At 59.6% G+C, this 19187-nt stretch carries 17 protein-coding genes and 1 pseudogene; 7 read left to right on the forward strand and 11 right to left on the reverse strand.

Translation table 11 applies throughout. The annotated features are described in order from the left end of the window. Positions 1 to 127 precede the first annotated feature (127 nt). From FCK22_RS07240 to FCK22_RS07260, 5 genes are all read right to left on the reverse strand, one after another. The gene (locus FCK22_RS07240; protein ID WP_136720322.1) at positions 128 to 1549 is read right to left on the reverse strand and encodes a DUF2235 domain-containing protein; all 1422 of its coding nucleotides are present in this window, start codon (positions 1547 to 1549) and stop codon (positions 128 to 130) included. 582 nt (positions 1550 to 2131) lie between these two features. Beyond that, a complete protein-coding gene (locus FCK22_RS07245; RefSeq protein ID WP_136720323.1) occupies positions 2132 to 3070 on the reverse strand; it encodes a glutathione S-transferase family protein in 939 nt (312 codons plus the stop codon). Between the two features lie 10 nt (positions 3071 to 3080). Continuing rightward, positions 3081 to 3944, reverse strand: a complete 864-nt coding sequence (locus FCK22_RS07250) for a VOC family protein (RefSeq protein ID WP_136720324.1) — start codon at positions 3942 to 3944, stop codon at positions 3081 to 3083. Between the two features lie 60 nt (positions 3945 to 4004). Then, complete coding sequence (locus FCK22_RS07255) at positions 4005 to 4427, reverse strand: DoxX family protein (protein ID WP_136720325.1); 423 nt, start codon at positions 4425 to 4427, stop codon at positions 4005 to 4007. Between the two features lie 27 nt (positions 4428 to 4454). Then, a complete protein-coding gene (locus tag FCK22_RS07260) occupies positions 4455 to 5030 on the reverse strand; it encodes an NAD(P)-binding domain-containing protein (RefSeq protein ID WP_136720326.1) in 576 nt (191 codons plus the stop codon). Positions 5031 to 5161: 131 nt separating this feature from the next. On the opposite strand from FCK22_RS07260, the gene FCK22_RS07265 reads away from it, so the two are divergent. Then, positions 5162 to 6052, forward strand: a complete 891-nt coding sequence (locus tag FCK22_RS07265) for a LysR family transcriptional regulator (protein ID WP_136720327.1) — start codon at positions 5162 to 5164, stop codon at positions 6050 to 6052. Positions 6053 to 6352: 300 nt separating this feature from the next. Here FCK22_RS07265 and FCK22_RS07270 read toward each other — a convergent pair whose 3' ends face one another. From FCK22_RS07270 to FCK22_RS07285, 4 genes are all read right to left on the reverse strand, one after another. Continuing rightward, positions 6353 to 6697, reverse strand: coding sequence for a hypothetical protein (locus FCK22_RS07270; protein ID WP_136720328.1), 345 nt, complete (start codon positions 6695 to 6697; stop codon positions 6353 to 6355). 334 nt (positions 6698 to 7031) lie between these two features. After that, complete coding sequence (locus FCK22_RS07275; protein ID WP_136720329.1) at positions 7032 to 8336, reverse strand: hypothetical protein; 1305 nt, start codon at positions 8334 to 8336, stop codon at positions 7032 to 7034. A 33-nt stretch (positions 8337 to 8369) separates the two neighbouring features. Beyond that, entirely contained in the window at positions 8370 to 10454 is a 2085-nt protein-coding gene (locus FCK22_RS07280) for a site-specific integrase (protein WP_136720330.1), read from the reverse strand. Further along, on the reverse strand, positions 10451 to 10708 hold the full coding sequence (locus FCK22_RS07285; RefSeq protein WP_136720331.1) for a helix-turn-helix domain-containing protein: 258 nt from the start codon (positions 10706 to 10708) through the stop codon (positions 10451 to 10453). The genes FCK22_RS07280 and FCK22_RS07285 overlap by 4 nt, the downstream gene beginning before the upstream one ends. 389 nt (positions 10709 to 11097) lie before the next feature. Here FCK22_RS07285 and FCK22_RS07290 point away from each other — a divergent pair, with 389 nt between their 5' ends. Both FCK22_RS07290 and FCK22_RS07295 read left to right on the forward strand, forming a co-directional pair. Beyond that, positions 11098 to 13128 carry a hypothetical protein gene (locus FCK22_RS07290; RefSeq protein WP_136720332.1) on the forward strand — a complete coding sequence of 677 codons (2031 nt, stop codon included), beginning with the start codon at positions 11098 to 11100 and terminating at the stop codon, positions 13126 to 13128. 409 nt (positions 13129 to 13537) lie between these two features. Next, positions 13538 to 13669 (forward strand): annotated as a pseudogene (locus tag FCK22_RS07295) (transmembrane anchor protein); the annotation flags it as partial. Positions 13670 to 13707: 38 nt separating this feature from the next. Here the strand turns inward: FCK22_RS07295 and FCK22_RS07300 are convergent. Beyond that, on the reverse strand, positions 13708 to 14031 hold the full coding sequence (locus FCK22_RS07300; RefSeq protein WP_136720333.1) for a YnfA family protein: 324 nt from the start codon (positions 14029 to 14031) through the stop codon (positions 13708 to 13710). Continuing rightward, the gene (locus FCK22_RS07305; RefSeq protein WP_136720334.1) at positions 14031 to 14456 is read right to left on the reverse strand and encodes a helix-turn-helix domain-containing protein; all 426 of its coding nucleotides are present in this window, start codon (positions 14454 to 14456) and stop codon (positions 14031 to 14033) included. The genes FCK22_RS07300 and FCK22_RS07305 overlap by 1 nt, the downstream gene beginning before the upstream one ends. 153 nt (positions 14457 to 14609) lie before the next feature. Between FCK22_RS07305 and FCK22_RS07310 the strand changes: the two genes are divergently transcribed. From FCK22_RS07310 to FCK22_RS07325, 4 genes are all read left to right on the forward strand, one after another. Beyond that, the gene (locus FCK22_RS07310) at positions 14610 to 15392 is read left to right on the forward strand and encodes a ZIP family metal transporter (RefSeq protein WP_136720335.1); all 783 of its coding nucleotides are present in this window, start codon (positions 14610 to 14612) and stop codon (positions 15390 to 15392) included. An 85-nt stretch (positions 15393 to 15477) separates the two neighbouring features. Next, entirely contained in the window at positions 15478 to 17739 is a 2262-nt protein-coding gene (locus tag FCK22_RS07315) for a heavy metal translocating P-type ATPase (RefSeq protein WP_247744646.1), read from the forward strand. Between the two features lie 19 nt (positions 17740 to 17758). After that, a complete protein-coding gene (locus FCK22_RS07320; protein WP_136720336.1) occupies positions 17759 to 18226 on the forward strand; it encodes a DUF411 domain-containing protein in 468 nt (155 codons plus the stop codon). Positions 18227 to 18265: 39 nt separating this feature from the next. Then, on the forward strand, positions 18266 to 19187 hold a 922-nt coding region (locus FCK22_RS07325; protein WP_136720353.1), incomplete at its 3' end, for a cation diffusion facilitator family transporter.

Consider the following 19187-nt stretch of genomic DNA (forward strand, 5'->3'; position numbering starts at 1 on the left):
TGACCCGCAGCCAAGATCCATAATTCGTGGACAATCGGCAGCGTCCGGTTTTGGGAATTGCTTTGCCGCATGGCTCGGGCCGTCGTTACCTGTTATTTGGCACTAACGGTTTGACCAGGAACTTTTTTTAATCCTCATAAAAGCACTCCAAATCACGCCGCCCTTTCAGTTGAACCGGCCGATAAGGTTTGACATCCCCGCACTGGGCTACGGTCTTTGCTCGCATGCGCGCTTCGACTGAGGGATGGATAGGAAAATCGTCACCAATTGCGCGAATTCCCTTCTTCCAGAGGATGCGAAAAGGTCCAAATGCCACGATAGCGTCTTCGCGGTGCTGCAAACCCAGAGGATCAAGTGCGCGATTCAGGACATTTTCGTTGATCTGAATCGAAGGCACACATTCGTTCAACTCTTCGACCATCCAATCCAGGGCGATATCACTCAGGCGCGACTCGGCCTCGGGATAGCTTCCGCCAATGTCGCTGTGACACCCCGGAAACCAGACCTGCTTGAGCCACTTCGGCTCTCGATCTTTGGTTTCGATGGCAGCTGCCCTGGAAGCCCATCCAACCCTTGGAAAATCGGCACGATCTTCGTCGATCGCCATAGCGTGGCGGGCGTGTTGAACGTCTGGATCCAGCCACTTGTCGTAGTTGCGCTTGTTCCAAGCCGCGAAATGCCCCGTCTTGAGAATTTGCGGCCAATCCATTGGGCGCCAGAGCTTCAGTTTGCGATCGTGATCGTCCGAGAAATATTTAAAGTTATCGAGCAGCAGTGAGCTAAGCTGCCAAAGAAGCGCACTGAATAAAACGCCGACAGGGATGAGCAGAAGCAAGGACCACTCCAATGCAATGCCAGCAACTAAAGTAACCCCGGCCGCAAAGGTGACGCCCCAGACCAGTGTGCGAACGACTGCGGTTCGGAGTGATGCAACCGTGTCGAAGACCCCGATGAAAGTAGGCTGAACGTTGCCTTGATTGTCTTTGCCTTCGAGAGGAAAGCTTGAATATTTCGTGCGAAACCGTCTGCCGAGCTCTTCACGGTTCTGGAAGTAAGGGTCTTTTCCGCGGGGTTTTCCCGCGCCGTGGTTATACACGAATTTCACAGCATCCTTGGCGATCTTGCGCAGACCGGGGCCGTGGCGCGGAACCGGCGAACCATCGGGCATCTGCGTTGGGACACCGCAGAGGTTCATAACGTTTGCCACCGCTCTGACCGTGTAGGCTCCCCTTGAGAACCCAATAAGAAGGATACGGTCGCCTGGTTCGTAGTGTGCGATTATCTGCTCGTAGCAATCGACAATGTTGTGATCTAAGCCAGTTCCGACCGCGCTTTCCAGGATCGGCTTGATACGAATGAAGATCCCGCCGCTTTCTCCTGTTCCTAAGCCTGGATCATAGAAAGCTACTTGATCTTTAGGGCTAATGGGTGAATCCGGGCCCGGGCGCATTGCGCGATACATCTTGTAGACATTTGAGAGCCGCTGGTCTGGCCTGGCACCACCCATCTGGCCAGTTCCATCCGAAAAGATGCAGATATTCTTACCCATGTGTCAACCTATAGATGAATTCCAATTGAAAGCTGTGATCTCTAAAAAAATGTCGATGGAGGTGAGTGCCCCTGCTGAGTTTCACCTTAACCGAGAAAAAAGTAGAACATAGTAGAAACACATATGTCCACCTTGAATTGGGTAAACGAGTGAGGTGCGCTCAATATGTTCAATTCTGATCAGAAAATGGACACGCTCCCGACGGTAGCTAATCTCAATCGCATTGATCCGTCCGCCGACATACGGCGCCTCTATCAAGTTGTGGCTTTGTAGGAACTCGGACAGTCGGAAATTGGCGCCGGGTTTCGAATGGCAGGTCTGGTGAATACGGCATTGCAGCGTGACGTCCCTCTTGAACGGCAGGAATGGGCCCGTGAACTCCCCCTGCAGAGAGGGCGGAGAGCTGACCTTTGCTGCAAGTGCGATACGGCGACGTCGGTGATCTAATAGCGGACATTCCTGGATTGCCGTCGCCGGTCTCATTGCGGCCTTCGCGATTCGAGTGATCAATGTCCGGCGCGGCGGAGCTGGCGCCCCCCCGCGCGCGTCAGGGGGCCTGATCCGGATGGCCGACCGAGGCCCTCAGCCCAGGGAACATTCCGGCCCGACAGGCACGATGCCGGTGGGGTTCAGCGCCTCGATCGAGTAGTAGCCGCGCTTGATGTGGTCAATGCTGACCGTATCGCGCACCCCGGGGATAGCGAGGATACGGGCCTGGTAGCGGCTTAGGGCAGGGTAGTCCGCGATGCGGCGCAGGTTACACTTGAAGAGGCCGTGATAAGCCACGTCGAAGCGCACCAGCGTCACGAAGAGTCGCACATCGGCCTCGGTGAAGCGACCTCCCAAAAGGAACCCGCGACCGTCGCCGAGGCGCTCCTCGAGTTCATCGAGCATTGCGAAAACCTCGCAGAATGCTTCCTCGTAGGCGACCTGCGTGGTGGCGAAGCCCGCGCGGTAAACGCCATTGTTCAAGCTCGGATAGATGCGGTCGTTGAGCGCCTCGATGTCCTCGCGGAGGTCCGCCGGAAAGAGATCGATGCTATGGTCGGCCAGATCTCCGAAACCGGAGTTCAGCATCCGCAGAATGTCGGCGGACTCGTTGTTCACGATGGTCCCGCGCTTCTTGTCCCAGAGCACCGGCACCGTGGCCCGGCCCGAGATCGTCGGGTCGGCCCGGGTGTAGATTTCGTGCATATAGGACGCGCCCTCGGCCTCGGTCGGATCGCCGAAGTGCCAGCCCTGGTCGGAGAGATCCGGTTCGACGACCGAGACCGAGATCACGTCCTCCAACCCCTTCAGCTTTCGGGCGATCAGCGTCCGCGACGCCCAGGGGCAGATCAGCGCGACATAGAGGTGGTAGCGGCCCGCCTCGGCCTTGAAGCCGCCCTCGCCGGTCGGCCCGGCGCTCCCGTCAGGCGTCACCCAGTGGCGGAAGCTGGAGGTCTGGCGGACGAAGCCACCCTTGTCGTCCTTGGCTTGGACCGGCTGCCAGTCGGCAACCCATTTCCCGTCTCGAAGCATGATCGTCTCCTTAATTCTTGAGCGTGATTGCGGTGCCCCAGGGATCGCGAACGGTCAGGCCGTTGGCATTCTTGATGCTTTCAAGCCCGGCGCTTTCAACCTGGCCAGCGATGGAGGCAATGTCCGCCGCATCACGGACAACAATCTCGATGGCATCGAGACCTGCCATACCCTCGGGGCGTTTGCTGGCCCGGCGGCTGTTCCAGATATTGCCGGCAAGCTGGTGGTGGTAGCCGCCGCTGCCGTAGAAGCTGGCCCCAGGATAGCGCGCCGCGATATCGAGGCCGAGCACGTCGCGATAGAAGCGGTCGGCTTCGCCCGTGTCGCCCACCTGAAGGTGGACATGGCCGATGCTGCCGTTCTCGGGGAAACCCGACCATTCGGTGCCTGCGGCGCTTTGCAGCAGACCCTGGAGATCCAGCGGGTCGGTGCTCATCCGGATCTCGCCGCCCTCGCCGTGCCAGGCCGAGACCGGGCGGTCCGTATAGACCTCGATGCCGTTGCCCTCGGGATCGGCGAGATAGAGCGCCTCGCTGACGATATGATCCGAGGCACCGTGAAGCGGCACACCCGCCTCGGCGATGTGAGCGACCCAGCGGGCCAGGTCGGATCGGGTCGGCATCAGGAAGGCGGTATGAAAGAGCCCGGCCTGCCGCGGGTCGAGTGGGGAAAGGCCTGGGTCGCCCTGAAGCTCCAGAAACGGCGTGTCGCCGGTGCCGAGGGTGACGCGATGCTCGCTGGTCGCGACCGGGCTGAGCCCCAGCGCCATCTGGTAGAAAGTGGAGACCGCATCGAGGTCTCGCACCTTGAGCCGGACCGCCCCGATACGCATCGGCGCGGTCGTCATGTCGAAGAAGTGGTCGACGGTGGTCATTGCAGGTCTCCTTGTGAAAGAGTGCGGCCGCGGGAGGTGACCCGCGGCCAGCAAGGGAGGTCAGGCGAACTGGCCGAGGCGTTGGTCGAGTTGCGGCACGCGCAGCGCGAAGGCTCCGCGTCCCAGGACGGCGACGACGCCTTGCACGACCGCCCAGAACAGCGGGTATTCCCAGCCGCCGCCTTCGTTCGAGAAGCTCCAGCCGAAACCGGAATGCGCCCATGTCGCGCCCAGGAGGACAGGGATCAGCGCGATCGAGACGAGGCGTGTGCCGAGACCGAGGATCAGGGCGATACCGCCCGCCAGCTCTGCGAAGATCGAGAAGTAGGCGAGCACGCCGGGCAGGCCGAGGCCTTCGAAGAAGGCGACGGTGCCGGGGATGGTAAAGGCGCTCACCTTCATCCAGCCATGGGCGAGGAACAGGACGCCGGTCGAGATGCGAAGGGCGGCGGCGGCGTAGTCGGTATGGGTCTGCGTGGTCATGTCAGATGCTCCGTGGGGTTGGGGATGTCAGGAAAACTGCCAGCGCGGCGCGATCCCGGTGCCGTGACCGAAGACGTAGCCGAACTGGATGTTGAGGAAGCCGATGGGCTCGAGGTAGCGGGCGTTGGCGAGCGGGCCGGCATCGACCGGCTCGAGGCCGATCTCGGCGGCCAGCGCCTTGACCGTCTCGCGCGCGGCCTCGTCATCGCCAGCGACGAAGGTCTGGATGGGCTGGCCATTGACCTTGAGGCCCGTGCCGTAGTTCTGGGCGAAGACCGTGTTGAACGCCTTCACCACCGTCGCGCCGGACAGGCTGGAGGCGATCTCTTCGGCCGCCGAGGTCTTGTGCCCGACTTGAAGGCCGGAGAAGTCCTCGGTCACCGGGTTCGAGACGTCGATGACGGTCTTGCCGCTGAAGTCGGCCTTGCCGGCAAGATCCGCGATGGCCCCGTAGGGCGTGGCGACGACTACCACCTCCGCCTTGGCGACGGCGGTAGAGAGAGCGTCGTTGCGGCCGATGGTTGTCACCTCGTGGCCGGCCTCGCCCAGAATCCGCGAGAGCCCTGAGCCGACATTTCCGTTGCCGATAACCGCGATACGCATGGCATTCTCCTTCGCTTTGCCGCCCTGCGGCGGCCTGTTGATCACTAAAGCGAAAGTAAGGCTTTCCCATATTCCATAAAATAACGATGTTATGGAGTGACTATCGCGAATTTATTCTCAAAAGGGCGCTCATGGATATTGTCGACGAACTCAAGGCTTTCGTGGCCACCGCACGGACCGGCTCCTTCACCGCAGGGGCCGAGCAACTGGGGGTCTCGAACCGCCTGACCTCGAAATACGTGGCCGAACTGGAGGCGCGCCTCGGCGCGCGGCTGCTCCAGAGAACGACCCGGAAGGTGGGGCTGACGCCAGCCGGCGAGGATCTCCTCGCGCGGGCGCCAGCCGTCCTCGATGAGCTCGATGCTCTGCTGGGGTCTGTGTCAGAGGGGTCGCGCGGCCTGAGCGGGATCATCCGGGTCTCGGCGCCTGTGACCTTCGGCGAAGTCTACGTGGCCGGCATGTTGGCCCGGTTCGCCGAAGCGCACCCGGATCTGACTTTCGACCTCAGGTTGGACGATCGCTACGTCGACTTGGCCGCCGACGGCATCGATCTGGCGTTCCGGATGGGTGTGTCGGAGACGCTGTCACTCAAGACGCGCAAGCTCGGCACGTTTCACAGCTCACTGGTTGCGCATCCAGACTACGTGAATGAGCACGGGGCACCGAGAACACCGGATGATCTCTCTCAGCACGCCTGCATTGTCGATACCAACCGGCGCCAACCGCATCGGTGGACGTTTAGCAAAGACGGCACCGCGATCGTCGCCCAGGTGCGGGGCCGGTTCCATGTCAACTCGGCCCGGGCGGCAATCGAGTTGGCCTCGGCCGGCATGGGGATCGCCTATGCGCCGCGGTTCGCGACCGCCGACATCCTGGACACTGGCCGCCTCGTTCCATTGCTCGAGGATTTCGACATGGATGGGGGACCGGTTACCGTCGTTTATCTCGAAGGTCGGACCTTACCTCGAAAGATACGAACCCTCATCGACTTCGCTGCTGAGGATGTTCACGCCATGTCTTGACGAGCCATGAGAGGCAATCCTGGTCGGGTCAACAGCACCGACATGAATGGCACCTTCGGGTAAGTTGCGACGCAGCGAAAACCTCCCTGACGAAGGTCTGGTCTGGGCCGTTCGCAACAACGTTTCGGCCCAATCCGAGTGCTAACTTGACGTTTGCCTGTAGATAACGCTTATGACCTTTGTGAGATCAACCAATTTCGCAATGCGCAGTTAGGAAAGGCTGGACTGGATTGCGGCCAGCCGCCCTCCACACCAATTGACGGAAGTGAACAGAGAGGTTCGGCTCGCCGGAAGTGTAGGTTACCCGCTGCAGGCCGGACTCTCGTATTGCGTCGTCCACTTCGCCCTTGCCGCGACATCCACCAGTTGGCGCTGCCGATTGTCGATGCGGCGCCAGGCCGAACGGAAGTCACGATGGGACATTGGCAGAAGGTCATCACGCCCGAAGGCAAGCGCGATCGTAATTGCCTCGCTCGTCGACATTCCCCGCATTACTTCCTGCGCTTCCTGTTTGCCGAGTAGAACTTGACGGCAGGCTTCGGCATCCCTGTAGTTGGAGTTCAGCGCCGCGGATGCTTTCGGGTCGCCAACAATCCTCTTAAGTTCCGTGGGTTCGATGCATTCAAGTTCGATGTAAGTGGTCATGGTTTCGTTCCTTTTGTGGCTTGCCCGTTTGGGTAGACGGGAAATTGGAACTTTTTGGGAAACGCGAAACGGTTTTTTCGGGGTGCCTCTTGCCAAGCGCTGGAAAAGACGAGCGCCCATACCCTCGGGCTGATAGTTGGCAGTCCGAACTCTTGTTGAGGTCAGAGCGAGCCGTGTTCAGGATGCTGTGGAAATTTCGGCGAGGGCGGGAAAATGTTGAAAACGCCCAGCGTCCATCCCGTGCGGATGATGGTTGGGCGTTTTCAACACTCATCGGAAATAAGGGAATTTCCGGCGAAAGACAGCGGTATGCGCCATCGCTGCTGCCTTGTCGTCACAGATCAAGCTCGACTTGAAAGCTACGTTGTCGCTCGATCATGTCAACGAATTCCTGAGCGGACGCCAGCCCTGTGGAGTGATCGTAGTGCCGCTGGGCCGTTTGCTCGTCGTGCTGGCCGAGCAAGACTGTGGCGGCACGCCCGCCTGATGCGAGGTGCTCGCTGGCTTCAGTGGCGACATTGTCACGCAGCCGATGGACTGAGACACGCACACCGAAAGCGCGCTCTGTCAAATCGCCAGTAAGCCGACCGATCTGAGCCTCGCTTATTGCTGCGCCACGCGCGTGCATGGACGGAAATAGAGAGGCTCCATCGTCAAACAGTGGGCGATAGGAATGCCTGTATTCCTCCAGAGCAGACGCGAGCCTCTGACTGGAAAGGGTCTGGTCAAACGGACCACCTGCCTTCTGATCCTCACGCAACTTCAGCATGCGGGCCGGGAGGTGAATGTGCACCATTCCCTCACATGGGATGTCCAGGGTCCGGCCAAACGCAAGTGCGGACAGTGCCCGGGCACGTTGTGGCAATGCAACCGCGACACTCAGAAGGATGCCGTTCCGAAAGTCCTTCGCGGCATGCAGGCCGCGAAGACGACGGGACCGGGCTTGCTGCATAAGGTCGAAGCCAAGATCATAGATCCGCGAAGCACCAACGAGTTGGGCCCCTGTTTTCGTCGTGGAGCCGGCTTCTGCCGCGCGTTCACGCCAATCGCAGGCCACAAACTCGCAGGCTTGCGAGGAGAACCCCGGCATGACGAGCTTGATCCCTGTAAGTATGCGGCTGATGTAATCTGACGCCGTTCTTACCGAAGCCTTTTGCGTCACTACCCTTGCGTAGCCCTCGAGCGTTCCACCGGTCGGCGACATCGGAAGATCCTGCGCTCTGCAATAAGTAACCCATCCGCTCAACGCGCGAATGACGTTCTGTGTATGCGCGGCACTCCAGAGAACCTGTCCCTTCTTGCGGAGGCCAGCTTCGGAAGCCTCGATCCGTTCAGCGAGGATTAGTTGCCATTGATCGGGAAGATCGGAAAGGCGCATTCTTGCCGTTTGCCATGAGGTCCGACGAGGCGACTTTGGGGTCACCCGCGCCTCGCGCAGAACGCTGGCAAAATGGGCGCAGCGTTCTGCGCCCCAGACCTCAGCGGCCACCTTATGGACGTAAGCAAACTCCATCAAAGCAGGCGCTCCGATCTGTTGCAGCCTGCCGCTGAGATGGCACTTGAGGTCATCCTGCCCCGGAGGGGAGGAACCGGGGCCGGCGCAGCGAATACGGGCCAATAGAGCGAGGTGTTCATTCATGTCTTGAAGCTTTCCTTTGGTTGCCTCGCGCCCTCAGGCGGCGGGGCGTCTGTCCAGTCGCGCGAGCCACTCGTCAAAAACGAGGCTCTCGTCGAGCTCGGCATAGTGATTGATTGTCGTCTGCAATTTCTTATGCCCCAGCAGGCGCTGCACCTTCGGTAAGTTATCGAGGCTGTCTTTCAGCCAAATCCATCCGATCAGGTGGCGATAGAGATGCGGATTGATGCGAACGCCGACTTTCTGGTGCAACCGCTTTGTCACCCGATGCAGAAGGCCTGAGTAGTAGCCATCTGCGTTCGTCTTTCCCTGTCCGGGAAAGAGATATGGATTTTCCTTCTGGAATGGTGCCAGCATCGTTGGGCGCACGATCTCCAAATACGTTTTCAGGAGCCTGCTCGCCGTCGTGCCCAGCTGAACTGTCAAATCAGCATCACCTGCACTCCGCATCTTTACTTCCGAAGCGGGCACTACGATACGAGCGCGGCCATCAGACCATGCGATCCAATCGAGACGCGCACGCAGAACATTGGCACTGCGAGGGGCTCTTGCCAGCAAGATATCGTGGGCCAAGGTGGCCATGATATCTCGACCGAGGTCAGGGTCGAGCACCTCGGCAGGCGGTGGGAGCACTCCGTTCTTTTTCTGGCAGGCTTTCCGCTTCGCCTTGATCGATGCGTCTATGTCCGCAAGCAGCATCGCACTCAGGTCGATGGTCTGCTGAATGCGGGTGTCATTAAACAGCCTGAGCTTGGACATGTTCCGCGGTGCGATGCCCTGATAGTTCACCTTATGCAGAGCGATCGTATCATCGATTTCACGGAGGTCCTCCGGCGGCCGGTTCAGATAGTCCCGGGCGATCTTGCGCGCCGTCTTGAGAACGCTTGTGACGTAAGCACTCGGAAAATCGCCTTGGTTGACTTCGCTAAGGGTCTCCGCCGCGACGTCGAGGAATTCCGGGTCGGTAAGTTCTTCGATGGTCTCGGGCACGACGTCAGCCGACGAAGCAACAGCTTTAGCCAGCGACTTAATGTATCCGCGCCGTGTCTTTAAGGTTTCGGCTTTCCAAGTGTGTTTGCCGACCAGGAAACCCGCTTGGCGCAACAATTCCGACCGGCTTGGAGCATCCTGTTTAGTGGACTGACCGGGCCTTTCGGCTTTCTCCTGCCGTTTGGCGCGCAATTTGGCCTTCTTGTCGCTGATTTCACCGGTAGCCTCTTGTTGATCCATTCGCGCAATGAACTCGGCCCGGGACAGTCCATCACGTGAGGCCTTCCCCTGTGCCCAGGGAGCCACTCTGGTGTCGAATTCTTCCATTAGCGGCGCAAGTATCGCGTCATCGACACCGAATTTGTCCCGTGCGTCGTCAAAGGGGTGGCAAGCGGTCGCAAAGTCGAGGTGCGTCAACTTTGGTCCAGACGCGAGGTGGCTCAGCAGTGTTGAGATCTCGCGAACCTGCTTTTCGCACCGTGCAGCGCTCTTTGAGGATGTCTCGACGCGGTAGTTGTAAAAAGCCGCGAGGGTCGCGGTGGTGATCTCGTCCGGGGCAATTCCTCCGTCGTGGAGAAAGACGAAAAACGGGCCGCAGGCGTATTTTGCCGAGCATGGGAGGTCACTATCTTGAATGGCTTTATAAGCTCTCTGATAGTGCCCGGCTATATCATTGATAGAGCGCTTGCGCTCCCGCGGCTGGTCGCGCCCAGCGGCGTTTACCAGTGCCGAGCGGTAGGTTGCATAGCTTCCTTTGCTCAGGTTGAACCGTGCAGGCTCATTACTATCGATAAAGTCAATTACATCCTGCTTGCAAACTTGTTTCAGTTCGGGGGCCCACCCAGCATGTCGACACAACCAACGTAGTTTTGAAACCAAACTATTTTTTCCTTGGCGTCGGGCTTTTTCGATCAGGTCGGCATAGGTCACACAGGAAATCGCTTGCGCTCCAAACAGATCCATCCCGGTAGCTGCAGATAGCGCCGAAAGTGTCGAGTGGCGCGGCCGAAGACCGGGAATGTTCAGGATGTCGCTGACGGCTTTCGGGCTCAGCCCTGCGCGGAGAGAAAGCGCGCGCATGCTTTCACCGCTGGTTTCGAGGTAATCGCGCAGTATTCGATCGAGTGTCATGGAGTTTCCCATTCAGGTTCGCGGGGGATTTCGAGTTCGAGGTTCGGCCTCACAGGGTCAGGCCGGACTCGAAGCTCGAAGATCGCCAGCCACTCGTCCTTGATCGTCCACGATTTGCCGAGCTTCGCGGCTTGAAGCCTCACAAGACCTTCCGGTGTCGGGCAGCCGTGATTGATCCAATCTCTGATGGTATGCGGGTCCCGATTGAAGATCTCGGCGACTTCGTTGGCGGTGTAATAGACAGGCTTTTTCATGATGTTCCTCCATTGGGTCATGGAGGAATTAGGTTCCGCACGGCTTTCTCGGAAATTTCCGAAGCAAAAAAGAGCTATGCGGTCCCGGAGGAACGGCATCCGAAGTCAATGAGGTTTGCGAAGGAAAAGTGTCACTCCGTTAAGAGGTATTTACTACCGGGATGACACCTTCTTTCCGAAACCAACCAATTTCTTCTCGATCTTCCGAACCGGTCTCACCTCCCTCCTGAACCAACAGGATGAGAGTGATGACTTTGACAAATCGAAACCTGCCGGCCCGTGATAGCTCAGGTCGGTTCTGCAATTCTGGTGCCTATCGCGTGGCTCACGCATGTCGCCCGACGACTTTCACCCCGGCATCTGAGGCGCGCCCAATGTTGAGGTCGGCGTTGACACTGGCCAACCGAACCTTGCGCGAGGCATCCGAAGGCGAAGGTGTGCCCAGTGTCATCGTCCGGGCCAGCCCCGGGGCCGGAAAAAGCACACTTGAGCGAGAGCTTATGGCCGAACGTGCATCTGAGGGGCAACTTGGGAACGTGGCCTTCCATGTGCCGACGCTTGCCTTGGCTGCGGAGGCGACACGCGAAGCGGAGTGCCTTGGCCTTTCTGCCCAAACCATTCGCGGCAGGTCTGCACCGAGACCTGACGGAAATGGTCCGATGTGCGCCAAGGCTGAGCTGGTCGAGCAAGCAAATCGAATTGGGCTCTCTGCAAAGGAGCATTTTTGCGAAAGGAAGTTGGAGGATGGCACAGTTGCACGATGCCCCCACTTCGAAGAATGCGCCTATCTTGGCCAATTCAGAGTGGATGCGGCCTGCCACTTCCTTGCGACCGCATACTTCGCCCTGCCGAAGCAACCAGGTGTAGATCCGACACTTAGGGTCTTGGACGAGACCTTCTGGAAGAGCTTCCTTTGGATCCGAGACATCGATCCCATCGCCTTCAAGGCCCCCCGGACATTTCTTCCGACGTCAGGCGCCGCAGATCATGCGGATCTACTAAAAGCGGCAGCGCAAGTCGTCGGGAAGCTTTGTGCTGGGGAGAGCCCGTTGGCATTGCCTTATTCTGCAGGCGATTTCACTGCTTTTGCTGAGCTTGAGCACAAGGGCCAGGCACCCGCTTCTGACATTCGCCCCGACCAGGACCCCCTGACCCAGAAAAGAATACTGGAGAAGGCCGCTCAGGCGCATCGGAAGGTTTCACGCTTCGCAGCGGTCTGGAAAGTTTTGGCCGAGGCAAAGCGTTTGGGCCTGACCGAGTGCGAGCGGCTTCGCCTATTTACAGATGGTGAAAAAGAGGTGCTGCGCGTGATGCGTAAGCAGCCGCTGCGGCACAAGGAACCTATGCTGGTTCTCGATGCCGATGCAGACACCGAGATCTTGGCCGCTCTCGGCTGTGATACTCGAGCAGAGCATGAACTGACCCTGCGGCCTCGAGCCCATGTCGTGCAGGTCCACGATCACCAGATGTCCATCTCGGCACTGCTGAACAGCGAAAGCCACCGCGAGGGGGGCAGAAGGGTAATCGCGAGAGAAGTGCTGCGTGATCGCCTCGCGAAGAACACAGGCGTGCTTGTAGGTGCAACCAGAACGGTTGTGCAGAAATTCTTCGAGGACGCAGGCCATGATTTCAGTTCGAAAAGTGAGACCGAGATCAACCAGATCATGCTTGGCACCAAGCTACATGGGGCACGATGGCTCTGGCTCGGAGGGAGGTCGTTGGGATCGAACCGCTACAAGGACTACTCCGCAGTGATCGTTCTTGGTCGTCAAGAGTTGCCTGTCTCGACGCTGGAGGATCAGGGACGCGCACTGTGGGGAGATACACATGGGGAACCGCTGAACTTCGTGCCGATGGATATGAAGGGAGGGCAGCGGCTGCCCTTGGTTGAACTGCCCTACGAAATGGCAGACGGTAGCGGCATGGCGGTGAAAGTGCCCTGCCATCCAGACCACAGAATCCGCCGGGTGCAATTACAGTCACGCGAACTCGCCACGCGCCAATTGGTCGAGCGTCTTCGACTGGCCCATGCTCCCTACCGTAAGCGTGTCATTCTGGTCTCCAATATTCCGATCCCTGGTCTTCCTGTGGACGAGTTGATCTCGTGGAATGAGCTGAAAGGGGACCGGATAGACGCCGCAATTTCTATCTCTCTGGTCGAGAACGGATTTGCTCGGTTCAAACAGGGAGAGATCGTCGAAAACGCTCCCGGAGTGTTCGACACGATCGATGCGCTCAAGGGAGAACTTGGAGAAAAGAAGTCATCGGCGCACTTGATCCGACGTTTCAAACAGTTTGCCAAGCCTTTGGGCGGGAAGCTTCGTCTGAGAGACTGTAGGCGGCCTCCGCTTGATGCGGCAACCAATTGGTCGGTCGAACTGCTGCTGCCTGAGAATGCGGCTCCCGGGCCGCGCGGGTAACATCTGCGCTGGCAAGCTACCGGGCAATCAAACAAATGATTTTTCGAAACCCACTTCGACCCAATGTTCTGGCTACAAGAAAGGAAACTGCTATGACTAACGAGAATTATTCGCCACAGAAAGATATCGAGGTAGATTTGATTGCAAGGGGAGGGGGAGCGCCCTCAGTCGCTTGACGTCTGGCATCTGAATGATGAGCAGCTCGAGACTATTAGGGATGCTTCAATCATTGAGCACGCAGCTGCATTTCTGGCGAACGCGATGAGTTGCCTCACTGATGAAGACGGTTTGGTGCAGATTGCTACTCACCAGCAACTAAGCTTACACGCCCCGCACGGCATGAGAGGAAAAGGAACAATGAATTAGCGAGACCCGCGAGGTGATGGTGCATAAGTCTGCCGCCAAAATCGGGGAAGAAGGCGAAATCACCGCCGGTTTCGCAGGTCAGCACGGCTGGTTCTGGCGCAACCGTGACAAGACCGAGGTGACGGTGACCGTTCAGGTGCTTGGCGAATACGACGAATTCAAAGACGCCAGCTAAACCTTATGGCTGCCGGTCCTTTCAGAAGGGTCGGCAGCCTATCCGGCGCGGGGCGCGAGAATAATCACCGTTGCGCCAAGAATACAGAGGCCCGCCCCGGCAGCATCCCAAAGATCAGGCCGCTGCCCTTCTACAGCCCACATCCACACCAGCGAAGCCGCGATATAGATACCGCCATAGGCCGCAAAAGCGCGCCCGGCGAACCCAGCTTCTACCAAGGCCAACAGCCCCGCAAACAGCGCCAAGCTCAGCAGCCCCGGCACCAGCCAAAGCGGCGATGCGCCGCGCCACCACGCCCAGACCGCGAAACACCCGACGATCTCAGCCAATGCCGCAAGCGGATAGAGCCGGGCAGCGGGCATCAGGCGGTGGCCCCGTGGTCGGCGAGACATTCCTCATGGTCGCGCAGCACCTCAAGGATGCGACAATCGGCCACCCGATCCGCATTGCACGCCCCGATCATGCGCTGCAATTCGACGCGGAGGGCTTCGAGCCGCACAAGTCGTGCCTCGACCTCACGAAGTTGCCTTTGGGCAATGGCATCCACATCAGCGCAGGACCGGTCGGGCGTGTCAGAGAGGTCCAGCAACTCTCGGATCGCCTCCAGCGAAAAGCCCAACTGGCGGGAATGACGGATGAAGGAGAGACGGTCCAACTCGGCATCGCCATAGCGCCGCTGTCCGCCTTCGGTTCGGCCGGGTTTAGGCATAAGGCCGATCTGCTCGTAATACCGGATCGTCTGCACTTTGGTGCCAGTGCGCTTTGCGAGTGTGCCGATGGCAAGCATGTCTGAGCCTCCTATAACCTATAGTCTCTGTAGGTTGCTCGGTAGTTTGGCGCAAGTGGACGGGGCACAATCCTTCCCATAGGCTTGGCCGACTGGCCCGGCGGACTACGTCGTCCACGGCTGCACATAGCAAATGTTGAGGAAGGATTCCCCTTGGAGACGATGTCACCTCTGATGCTTGGATTTCTCGGCAGTCTGGCTGCGGGGGCTATGACCGCAGTGGGGGCCGTGCCGGTGCTCTTTGGGCGCACCCCGTCGCGGGCAACGCGCGACCTGTCGTTGGGTTTTGCCGCAGGGGTGATGCTGGCGGCGTCTTTCTTTTCGCTCATCATCCCGGCACTGGATGCAGCAGGTCTGCGGTTTGACAGCGAGGCCGCGCCTGCCGCGATCGTCTGTGTGGCGATCTTGCTTGGCATGGGGGCTGTGGCACTCATGAACGAGCTTCTGCCGCATGAACACTTCAGGACGGGCCGAGAGGGGCCAGCGGCGGCATCGCTTCGACGGGTGTGGCTTTTCATCATTGCGATCACGATCCACAATTTCCCCGAAGGTCTGGCCGTTGGTGTGGGCTTCGGCGCGGATGGGCTGTCGGGCGGCATGCCACTGGCGCTTGGTATTGGGTTGCAAAATGCACCCGAAGGGCTCGCAGTGGCGGTGGCGCTCTTAGGCGAAGGTTACTCCAAAGGCCGCGCATGGGGCATTGCGGCCCTCACCGGGATGGTTGAACCAATCGGCGGTCTGCTCGGCGCCGGGATCATCGCACTGTCTGAGCCGTTGTTGCCTTGGGGGCTGGCCTTTGCCGCTGGGGCGATGCTTTACGTTATCAGCCATGAGATCATTCCCGAAACCCATCGCAGCGGGCATCAGAACAAGGCGACGCTCGGTTTGGCGATTGGGCTGGTGCTTATGCTGTTTCTTGACGTTTGGCTGGGCTAAAAAAAAATTTTCAAAAAGCGCTTGAAGCTACAGTTGCTGTAGGTCGTATCTCTGCTCCTGACTGTGAATCGGATTGGAAACAGAGATGGCGGACGGAAACACCGCACAACGGGAATGGCGCGTCACGGGGATGGACTGCGGCGCCTGCGCGGCCAAGGTGCGCGGCGCGGTGGAGCGCTTGCCGGGGGTCGCGGATGTAGATGTCGCGCTGATGTCCGAACGGCTGCGCCTAACGCTGGATGAGGGTGAGACTTCGCCCGAGCGTATCGAGAAAGCCGTGCGCGGCATTGGTTTTGGCATCTCACCGAAGGGGACAAAGGCAGAGAGGCCCAAGGGCGGTTTCATCCTGCCGGACGATGCGGTGATCGGTGGGGCAGGGGCCGTGCCTCAGGACACTGCGCCCGAAGAGACAGCAGATCCCGCTTGGTATCAAACCATGAAAGGCCGCTTGGTCCTCGGCAGCGGCGCGTTGCTCGCAGCGGCATGGGCATCGCGGCTTGTCCTGCCGGCTGAGGTTTCGCATTGGGCCTTTGTCATCGCCACGCTGATCGGGCTTATCCCCGTCGCCCGCCGGGCTTTTGCAATGGCGCGGGTGGGCATGCCCTTTACCATCGAAATGCTGATGACCATCGCCGCCAGTGGCGCGCTCGTGATCGGAGAGCCGGAAGAGGCCGCGCTGGTGGTCTTTCTCTTTGCCGTGGGCGAATTGCTGGAGGGTGTCTCTGCCGGGAAGGCGCGTAACAGCATCCGTGCGCTGACCAAGCTGATGCCGAAAACGGCGCGGCTTGAGGTGGGCAACAAGACGCGGGAGGTGGCGGTAGAGGCGCTCAGCGTCGGCCAGATTGTGCAGGTGCGCCCCGGGGATCGGGTGCCCTGTGACGGCGAAGTGGTCAGCGGCACCTCGGGCGTGGACGAAAGCCCCGTAACCGGCGAGAGCGTGCCGCGCCTTAAGGAGCTGGGCGCGGATGTTTTTGCCGGATCGATCAACACAGAAGCGCTGCTCCGCGTCCGCGTTACCAAGGCTGCGGCGGACAACACCATCGCCCGCATTGTGCGGCTGGTGGAAGAGGCCGAAAGCGCCCGCGCACCGACCGAACGCTTCATTGATCGGTTCAGCCGCGTCTACATGCCCGCCGTGGTCGGCATGGCCGTTTTGGTGGCCGTGGTGCCGCCGCTCGCCTTCGGGGGAGCTTGGGGCGAATGGGTGTATCGAGCGTTGGCTTTGCTGCTGATCGGCTGCCCCTGCGCGCTGGTGATCTCGGTGCCTGCGTCGATCACCTCGGCTCTGTCCACCGGGGCGCGCAACGGGTTGCTGATGAAGGGCGGCGCAGTGATCGAAGCGGCGGCGCGGGTCACCCATGTGGCCTTTGACAAGACCGGAACGCTGACCCACGGCAAGCCGCGGGTGACCGATGTGCAGGTGCTGGTGGGGAATGAAGCTGACCTTCTGGCCCTTGCCGCAGGGGTTGAGAACGGCGCGAGCCACCCGCTCGGCCAAGCAATTTGCGGCGCGGCTGAAACACGCGGGATCGATCCTGCCCCCGCGACACAATCACGTGCCTTACCTGGAAAAGGGGCCGAGGCGGTGATCGCAGGGGCGACCATCTACGTTGGCTCGCCGCGTTTGGCGGCAGAACGCGGGGCGCTGTCAGAGACATTGCGCACCCAAGTCGAGACGCTCGAAGCGCAGGGCAAAACCGTGGTGATCGTGCTGCGCGGCGATGTGGCCCACGGTCTTATCGCCCTGCGCGATGAACCCCGCGCCGATGCGGCGGAGGCGGTGGCGCAATTGAATGCTTTGGGTATTTCCCCGGTGATGCTCACCGGGGACAACCGGCGCACGGCCTCGGCCATCGCAGTGGGGCTGGGCATCGAGCACCGCGCCGAGCTGATGCCCGAAGATAAGGTCGCGGCCATTCAAAACCTCACGGCTGAGGCGAAGGTCATGATGATCGGCGACGGCATCAATGACGCCCCCGCGCTCGCGGCGGCCCATGTGGGCGTCGCAATGGGCTCCGGCACCGATGTAGCGCTCGAGACCGCCGATGCGGCGATCCTGCGTGATCGGGTGACAGACGTGCCTGGCCAAATCCGTCTTGCCCGCGCAGCGATGGGCAATATCCGGCAGAACATCGCCATCGCGCTCGGGCTGAAAGCCGTGTTCCTTGTCACCACCGTGCTTGGCATCACTGGCCTCTGGATCGCGATCTTGGCGGATACCGGGGCAACTGTTCTGGTAACGCTTAACGCCCTCCGGCTGCTGTTTTTCCGGCCAACCACCGCTGAGCGGGTGGCCGAACCTGGCCGCCACCCTACAACACATACGACAAATGAAACGACAGTTTGAACCTTTGGAAGGACTTCACATGACCCTCACACGACGTAGTCTGCTGGCCTGTTCTGTAAGTTTTGCCGCCGCCGCACCATTTGCGGCATGGGCCGAAGTAAAGCCCGCCATCCACGTGATGAAAGACCCCAACTGCGGCTGCTGTTCGGCTTGGATCGAGATTCTGGAGAACGAGGGCTTTGCCGTAACGACCGAACGCAGCTTGGGAACGCTCTTGATCAAATACAAGCAAGACAACGGCATCCCGCAAAGTATGGCCTCCTGCCACACTGGAAAGATCGAGGGCTATATGATCGAAGGTCACGTCCCGCCCGCCGACATCCGTAAACTGCTGGCCGAGCGCCCAGATGCCATCGGTCTCGCCGTGCCGGGGATGCCCTATGGCTCGCCGGGGATGGGACCGGAGAACGAACGCGATGCATATGACGTCTATCTGATTGTCCGTGATGGCAGCAGCGAGGTGTTCACACACTACGAGGCTGCCTAAAACGCAGCGGTTCTGACCCTAAACCGGTAGGAAGCACACATGGCACATGATCACGCCCATATTGACCCCGAAAGCGGGGACCGCAGAGTATCACTGGCCATCTGGGCAAATGCCCTTCTGACGGTGGCGCAGATCGTAGGCGGTGTCTTTGCGGGGTCGCTCGCCCTTATCGCCGACGCGCTGCACAATTTTTCGGACATGGCCTCATTGGTCATTGCCTTTGTTGCCCGCAAGATCGCACGGCGTCCGGCAGATGCGCGGATGACCTTCGGCTATGGCCGGATCGAAATCATTGCCGCGCTGATCAACTACACCACGCTTATTCTTGTCGGGGTCTATCTGATCTACGAGGGCGGGATGCGCATGATTGATCCGCCGCAAGTGGCGGGCTGGACGGTGGTCATTCTGGGCGGGGTCGCGCTTGTCGTCGATACGTTGACGGCGCTTCTGACCTACTCGATGCAGAAGGGCAGCGTGAATATTAGGGCGTTGTTTTTGCACAACCTGTCCGATGCGCTGGCCTCGGTCGCGGTGATTATCGGCGGCACGCTCATCATCCTTTACGACCTTCGCTGGGTTGATCCGGCGATCACCATCGGTATCGCGGTCTATATCCTCTATCTGGCACTCACTGAAATCGGCGGCCCGATTCGTATGCTGATGTTGGGCAGCCCGCCTGACATGGATGCAGGGGCGGTTGTAAAGGCCATGACCAGCGTCGAGGGCGTCGGGGATGTGCATCACGTTCATCTCTGGCAGATGCAGGAGCATGAAGTGGCGCTTGATTGTCATGTGGTGTTGGTGAGCCGAGATTGGGCGGATTTTGAAACAGTAAAACGGGCGCTCAAGACAAAGCTCGAAGATGACTTCGGCATTACCCACTCGAGCCTTGAGTTTGAAACCTCAGATAATGCCCATGATGGTGCCGCGTTGTTTGGCCATAAAGACGGTGCAAAAAACG

This window comes from Sulfitobacter sp. 15WGC, from assembly GCF_005068605.1.
Lineage (GTDB): Bacteria > Pseudomonadota > Alphaproteobacteria > Rhodobacterales > Rhodobacteraceae > Sulfitobacter > Sulfitobacter faviae.